Source organism: Caballeronia sp., assembly GCF_028292365.1.
Taxonomy (GTDB): domain Bacteria; phylum Pseudomonadota; class Gammaproteobacteria; order Burkholderiales; family Burkholderiaceae; genus Caballeronia.
Map to the genome: position 1 here is coordinate 1 of NZ_JAQGMM010000149.1, position 7489 is coordinate 7489.

The 7489-nt window shown below is 59.8% G+C and carries 6 protein-coding genes and 1 pseudogene; 5 read left to right on the forward strand and 2 right to left on the reverse strand.

What is annotated here, in order from left to right; translation table 11 throughout:
- Positions 1-100: 100 nt before the first annotated feature.
- On the reverse strand, positions 101-1087 hold the full coding sequence (locus JWR14_RS09125; protein ID WP_299704802.1) for a DUF58 domain-containing protein: 987 nt from the start codon (positions 1085-1087) through the stop codon (positions 101-103).
- 31 nt (positions 1088-1118) lie between these two features.
- Here JWR14_RS09125 and JWR14_RS09130 point away from each other — a divergent pair, with 31 nt between their 5' ends.
- The 4 genes and pseudogenes from JWR14_RS09130 to aqpZ all read left to right on the forward strand — a co-directional run bounded on the left by JWR14_RS09130 (position 1119) and on the right by aqpZ (position 4727).
- Entirely contained in the window at positions 1119-1568 is a 450-nt protein-coding gene (locus tag JWR14_RS09130; RefSeq protein WP_299704804.1) for a copper-binding protein, read from the forward strand.
- A 114-nt stretch (positions 1569-1682) separates the two neighbouring features.
- Positions 1683-3072: pseudogene (locus JWR14_RS09135) on the forward strand (DUF2252 domain-containing protein).
- A gap of 45 nt (positions 3073-3117) precedes the next feature.
- Complete coding sequence (locus tag JWR14_RS09140; protein ID WP_299704806.1) at positions 3118-3522, forward strand: hypothetical protein; 405 nt, start codon at positions 3118-3120, stop codon at positions 3520-3522.
- Positions 3523-3986: 464 nt separating this feature from the next.
- Positions 3987-4727 (forward strand): aquaporin Z, encoded by a 741-nt coding sequence (gene aqpZ, locus JWR14_RS09145; protein WP_299704808.1) that lies wholly within the window; start codon positions 3987-3989, stop codon positions 4725-4727.
- 154 nt (positions 4728-4881) lie between these two features.
- On the opposite strand, the gene JWR14_RS09150 is transcribed toward aqpZ, so the two are convergent.
- Positions 4882-5085, reverse strand: a complete 204-nt coding sequence (locus JWR14_RS09150) for a cold-shock protein (protein ID WP_031362205.1) — start codon at positions 5083-5085, stop codon at positions 4882-4884.
- A 278-nt stretch (positions 5086-5363) separates the two neighbouring features.
- Here JWR14_RS09150 and JWR14_RS09155 point away from each other — a divergent pair.
- Positions 5364-7489 (forward strand): autotransporter-associated beta strand repeat-containing protein (locus JWR14_RS09155; RefSeq protein ID WP_299704817.1); only part of this gene is annotated, 2126 nt, incomplete at its 3' end.

A 7489-nucleotide genomic window follows, 5' to 3' on the forward strand; every position in this document is an offset into this window, starting at 1 on the left:
CGTGCAGCGATCAAAGCGCGCTTGGCCTGCTTGTAGCGAATCGTCAGTCTGGGATAGGCCCAAACCAGTGAGAACAGGAAGGCCAAAACCAAGCACGCAATTAGCGCTCGCGAGCGGTCGATAACAACGATCCGCTGCCCGTCGTCTGCCTGACGCGTTCACCGAACAGACGTCGAACCTGATCGACGGCGGGTTCATGAGTCGATAACGCCATCAGCGGCACGCCGCTCGATCGCAAGAGGTCGGCCACCTCTGCCGTGCGGCCCTTGAACATGCTCGCGAGCGGCACCCGCACCTTCTCCTGCTCAATGCGCAGTTCGACCTGAAGACGCCCTTCGCTGACCACCAGCGCACGATGCTCGGGCATGTGCTGCCAGAGAGGATCGAAGACCATCGCGGCAATGACGTCGTTGTGTTTCGATAGCTGGCGCAACAGCTTGCGAGTGCGTTCGGTCGCACCGGTAAAATCGCTCACAATACAAATAAGGTAGTCGTGTCCTGCTAGCTGCAATACGCCTTGAAGCGCGGTATCGAGCTGACCGTAGTTCGTTCTGGACGCGCTCTCGGCATGTAACGCTCTGTTCATCCCTGCGAGCGCGCCGAACAGCACCCTGATCCGGCTGCGGCTGCATAGTGGCTTTACGCGAACGACGTGGTCGTCATCGAAGATCACGCCACCCACGCGATCGCCCGCAGCGAATCCCGTCCATACCGCGAGTGCCGCGGCCTCAGCCGCGACCACCGACTTGAACGCACGACTCGACCCGAAGAACATGCTCATACGCTGGTCGACCACTACAAGAAGCGGCCGGTCCCGCTCTTCGGTGTACGCACGAATTTGCGGCTTGCCGAGACGCAACGAAACCTTCCAGTCGATGTGGCGAATATCGTCACCGGGAAGGTAGTCGCGAATCTCTTCGAAGTTAAGGCCACGGCCACGCAAACGCGATGCATGGTTGCCCGACAAGATGCTCGATACCGGCGCGGGCGCGACGAAGCTCAACCCGCACGCACGAAATTCGAGCTTCGCGAGATGGACCGCGTCAACATACACGCGGCCAATAGCAGCTTCGGATGCCACGGCCATTGATCGTCCTCTTGCCTAAGAGTGCAACTCGGTGCAACTCGCCCGCTGCGCCGGCACGGCGACTTCCTCGATCAGACGGTCGATCACGTGGTCCGCGCTGATGTCGTCTGCGTTGGCGTCGTATGAAAGTAGCAAGTTGCAGATCGGTGACACCGTCCACATCAAGTACGAGAATGCCGCGCTGATCCGCGCCACCAAGGTCGCGTCGGACGGCATTCGCGAGCGGGTCGACGAGACCGCAACCATCCCGGCATCCGGCGGATCGACTGCAACCGCACGTCGAGTGCAGGTGCTGGCAACGGTTCAGAAGGTCGACCATGCGAAGCGGACTATTACGATTCGTGGGCCGAATAAAACAGAAACGTTGCAAGCGGGCCCCGACGTTTCGCTAAAGGGAATAAAAGTTGGCGACAGCGTACACGCCGAATTTATTGAAGCGACTGCCGTACTGGTGACACGCAACGGCGCTCCAATAAAGTAACCGGCTGACCGGCAAAAAAGTCGTGACGCGGACCCGCCGTTCGTGCGAGACGGTGGGTCCGGTGCGCGACATAACGGAGGGTAGATGGGGACTGAAAACAAGACAGCGTCGCGTATGGCAGCGGGCAAAGCGTGCCGCGAGCACATGGCCCCGATCCGCACACGCCCGGATTGGAACGATCGACCGAGACCCCATCGAGTTGCTCGCGCAAAACAGCAAGGGCCGTGTAGAACGCCTGATCCCGCTCAGGTACGGACGAATGATGGCGTCGCCCTTTACGTTCTTCAGGGGTAGCGCGATCCTGCAGGCCAACGACCTCGGCAAGATATCGAATACGGGCCTGGTGATGCCCATCTGCGGCGACGCGCATCTGATGAACTTTGGCGGATTTGCAACACCGGAACGCCAGCTCGTGTTCGACCTCAACGACTTCGATGAAGTCGCGCTCGGCCCGTGGGAATGGGATATCAAACGACTGGCCACAAGCTTCATGGTGGCCGCGCGGCACATGCGCTTGAGCCGCCTGACGGGCGAGAGCCTGATCGAATCCCTGGTGACGCAGTACCAGACACGCATGCAGGAATACGCACAATACAGCGCGCTGGAGCTATGGTACGAGCGCATTACTTTCGACCGGATGCTCGAGACCGCCGTGACGCCGGAGCGCAGGCGCGCGTTGCGTAAAGGCATGGAGAAAGCCGCTAACCGCACGCATGACAGCATGCTTGAGAAGGTGGCGGAATTTGATGTCGAGGCCGATGCCTGGACCCTTCGCGACGTGCCGCCGGGCATGTTCCACGTGCACGGCGCCAACACGCTGTTCGAAGCCGATGATGACTGGGTCAAGCTCGGGAACTGGCAAGCGTTGATCAAGGGCATGTTTGCGCAGTATGTGAAAACGCTCAGCCACGACCGCCGTGCGCTTCTTAAACATTTCACGGCTCAGGACCTGGCCTTCAAGGTGGTGGGCGTCGGCAGCGTCGGGACTCGCTGCCTGGTTCTGTTGATGACGGATGAGCTGGGAAAACCCATGTTCCTGCAGATCAAGGAGGCACGGCGCTCCGTCATCGACCAGCATTTCGATGCCGAACGGCTGTCGCATGGCGGCGAACGTGTGGTGCGCGGCCAGCGAGCAATGCAGGCCGCCAGCGACATCTTCCTTGGCTGGGCGACCGGACCATCGGGACGCCATTTCTATTTCCGGCAACTGCGGGACATGAAGCTGTCGGCGAACATCGAGTTATTCGACATCGACTTGCTCGAAGGTTATGCGCGCTTGTGCGGCTGGATACTCGCGCGCGCTCATGCAAAAGCGGGCGGCAAGGCTATCGAGATTGGCGCTTATCTGGGCCAGGGAACTCAATTCGCCGAAGCGATGGTCGCCTATTCGAAGAACTATGCGGATCAGGTTGAGCGCGATTTCGACCTGTTCACGCAAGCCGTCCGAAGTGGCCGGATAGTCGCCCGGACCGACGAGGACATGGCCGCGGACTTTTATGTTTGAACGGCCGGCCAAGTCCGGCGGCAACCCGTACTTTAAGGAGGCTTTATGCACGCTCACTCAATCTCGTACGGCCGTCTCCGCTGGCTTCAGATAGCGATTTGCAGCGTATTCCTGAGCTATGCCGCGGGCTCCTGCGGCCAACTCGGGTTCCTGATGGACACGCCGATTAGTTATACGAAAGAGCGCGATCTGCAGCAATTCAACCATGCCGCACGAGCTGCCCTGGGCTCGAAGCAGGACGGTGAAGCGCTTGACTGGAACAACGACGGCACCGGAAATCCGGTTCATGTAGCGGGCACCATTACGCCGCTCAATACGCGAAAGGAGGGTGACCGGAGTTGCCGAACGCTTGCTATCGTCGCCAAGGCAAAAGGCCAGACGCAAACCTGGGCGCCGACTGCTTGCAAGGACGGTGGCGCAAATAGCAAATGGCAGCTGCTTAAGCAATAGAACGTGATACGCCGAAGTCCTCGGGCGCTTGCGCCGACCACGAATTTCCAACGCGCGGGGCGACTGATACGCACGCATATTCCGCAACAGGTCCACTGCTTTGAATAGAGAAGCACAGAGCGCAGTACACGCTGATGACATCGATTTTTAAAAACTTTGACCTACACTGGATTCGTGCCCTGACGACCTCATTCCGAGCACGATTGAATCGCTAAAAAAAGGCGATGCAGTAGATGCACTGCACCACGTACTTCCACAGGCACGCCGTCCGTACCTACCGCAACGCATGCGTGGCAGGCGCGCGGGTGAGTCTTGCTGCAATGGCCGGCCAGACACATAACTCAGAGCAGAATCGCAAACGGAATCGACCATAAAAAAGCAAAGCATTCCATGAAGCGTCATTGTCAGTTAGCGCAGTCTGGTCACTTCCTATTGAAACCGTTACCCATTCTGGATGGCACATCATGCGATTACAACAACGTCTTGCTGCGGAAATGTTTGGCACGTTTTGGCTAGTACTTGGCGGTTGTGGAAGTGCAGTTCTCGCGGCCAAATTTCCCGGTACCGGAATTGGATTTGCAGGCGTCGCGCTCGCGTTCGGATTAACCGTCCTGACGATGGCTTACGCACTTGGGCATATATCGGGTTGCCACTTGAACCCGGCTGTCAGCGTGGGCCTCGCCGTTGCAGGCCGCTTTCCTGTCCGCGACCTGGCGCCTTATATTGTTGCGCAAGTTGTTGGCGCGACCATTGGCGCATTCGCGCTGTACCTTATTGCGTCCGGCGTGCCCGGATTCGACGCCGCTGCCAGCGGATTTGCATCGAATGGATACGGTGCGCGTTCTCCCGGCGGTTATTCGATGACGGCCGCCCTGATCTGCGAAGTCGTGATGACGTTTTTCTTCCTGATGGTCATTCTCGGTACAACCGACGGACGCGCCATCAACGGTTTCGCGCCGCTAGCCATTGGGCTTTGCCTGACGCTGATTCACCTGATATCCATTCCCGTGACGAATACGTCGGTCAATCCCGCGCGCTCGACCGGACCCGCGCTGTTCGCCGGTGGCGCCGCGCTGGGACAACTCTGGCTTTTCTGGGTCGCGCCCATTATTGGGGCATGTATTGCGGGCGCGTTATATCCGCGACTTTTTCCCGAGAAGGTCACGGCGGTTGCGCCGGCACCTCTGGCTATCGACGCTCCTTGACGCGCGGTAGCAGGACTGGCGCATACAGCCGAGGAGGCACTGCGTCGGACAACGGACGCTCGCGGCGCCCACGGCCTGTCCTCGTGCCGTAAAAAACAAATGGCCCGCCTAGGCGGGCCATTCGGTTCATGCAATCAAGCCGGGCTGTAACGAATTACAGCGGCTGGATGTTCGATGCTTGCAGACCCTTCGGGCCTTGCTTCGCTTCGTAGCTTACTTTCTGATTTTCCTGGAGTGTCTTGAAGCCTTCCGAGCGGATCTCAGAGAAATGCGCAAAGAGGTCATCGCCACCGCCGTCCGGCGTGATGAAGCCAAAACCCTTCGCATCATTAAACCACTTCACAATACCTGTTGCCATTTGCTGATTTTCCTAGAAGAGACGTAATTCCGTTTGGTAGCGCCACCGGCCGTCAATCGGCCAAGCGTTGCAGACTCCTTTTACCACGCGAAAATGACAGTCTGCAATTGGATTCTGCCCGATGTTTCCAAAACAAAGCTCCAAAAACCGTCACGTGCGCAGTCCGGAGATGCTTCGCGCCCACAATCCGGAAGTCAGATCATAAATAAAACATTTGGTAAGACAAAGAAAAAAGTCCATTTTTTATGAAGCTTCGAGGGTCCTGAGAGCGCCAATCAATGAAAAAAGTGCTGGATATCGGCATTTGCAGCGCCGTTGTGGTAACGGAGGCGCTTTCAGGGACCGCCAATGCGGCACGCAGCTCGACGGCGCCGACAACAGGAACGAGCGTCGTTTGCACCGGCACCGCCATTCTTCCGGTCGCTGCGGTGACCGGCTCTAGCGCGGTCACTATCGGCATTGACTCCACGGTCGTTGCTAGCTTCGCCCGCGCAAATGCGCCGGTTGGGTTTAGCGTCGGACGCGCGAGCACCGTCGCCAATAGCGGCGCATTGACGTTCACAGGCGGCGGCGGGTCCGGAACCAACCGTGGCGCCGTCCTGCTCGGCACAGGCGATGCAAACCAGCTCACGAATACATCGATTGGCCAAATCGCAACGACTGGCGCCTTCAACGACGGAATGGCCGCCAACGGCACCGGCAATACGCTGATCAATAACGGCAGCATCGCCACATCCGGGCCGAACGCCTACGGGATGTCGGCGGCCTGGGGACAGACCAACGTCGGGCAATTAAACAACACCTTGGTGAACACCGGCTCCGTTACAACCTCGGGAAGCAACGCCCGCGCGGCTTCGATCATCGGCGGCAGCGGCACGATCAACAACAGCGGGAATTTATCGACGTCAGGGGCGAACAGCCCCACAGCCTACCTGCAAGGCAACAACGACACGCTGGTCAACACCGGCACCATCACCGCGATCGGCACGGACTCGGACGCCGTCTTTTCGAACACTGCGGGATCCAGCTTTACAGCAGCTATTGAAAACCGCGCGGGCGGCCAGATTTTCAGTCAAAGCGCCGCGGCGGTCAGAACCCTGAATGGCGCCTGCACGGTCATCAATGCAGGCCTTTTGCAATCGGGCGGCGGCACGGCCATTTCCATGGGCAACGGCGCCAACACGCTGATTCTCCAGACGGGTTCGCAAATCATCGGCGCTGCTGACGGTGGTGGCGGCCCGGGCGCAAGCACGGTGATTCTCCAGGGAACGGGTACGGCATCGAACACGTTCACCCGGTTCCAGACCTTGCGCATGTCGGGCGATGCCTGGACTTTCAGCGGCACGGGCGACTTCAATCTGGCCGAAGTACAGACCGGCACGCTCAACCTGACTGGGCTGTTCGCGCCCACTACCGCCGCTCTGGTCGATGCCCCCGGCACGCTCCGGGCGACCGCGCAAAACATGCCGTCGACGGTTACCGACAACGGGCTGGTCCAGTTCGCGCAGACCACCGACGGCAGCTACGCCGGCGCCCTGTCAGGCACGGGCGCGGTGGAGAAAGATGGCGCGGGCACGCTCACGCTCGCGCCGGCTGCCGCTGGCGGTAATACTTACTCCGGCGGGACGACGGTCAATGCAGGGACGCTCGCGGTCGGCGCCGATAACGCGCTCGGCGCCCCGACGGGCGGCCTCACGCTCGACGGCGGCACGTTGCGCTTGAACAACGCGCTTGATCTGGCGGCGACGCGTCCCATCGCGTTGGGTGCGGCGGGTGGGGTCATCGATACGCAAGGCTTCGATACAACCGTGGCGCAGGGGATTTCAGGCACCGGTTCACTGACCAAGCTCGGCAACGGACAACTGCTGCTTCAGGCACTCACCACGTTCTCCGGTGGAACGACCATCAGTGAAGGCACGCTCGCTATCGGCGATATTTCGCATTCAAGCGCGACGCTCGGCGGCGGTGGTCCCGTTACGGTGGCCGCCGGCGCAAACCTTGGCGGATATGGAAGCGTGGTCGGCGATGTGACGAACAACGGGACTATTTTTGTGGCCAACGCGCTGCCGAGCTTTGCATCGTCGACATTGGGTGCGTTTAACGTCCAGGGCCAGCTCACCAATAACGGACTCGCCCAGATTGCAGGCGCGGGCGTGGGCAATCAGCTCGTCGTCACGGGCAATTACGTCGGACAAAACGCCAGGATTGCGCTCAATACGGTCGTCGGCCCCGATAATTCCGCGTCGGATCGCCTCGTGATCAACGGTGGCAATGCCAGCGGTTCCAGCACGCTGCTGATCACAAACGTTGGCGGAACGGGCGCCGCGACGGTCGCCGACGGAATACAGGTAGTTCAGGCCGCCAATGGCGCGACTTCGGCTCTTGGCTCGTTTTCGCTTCCAGC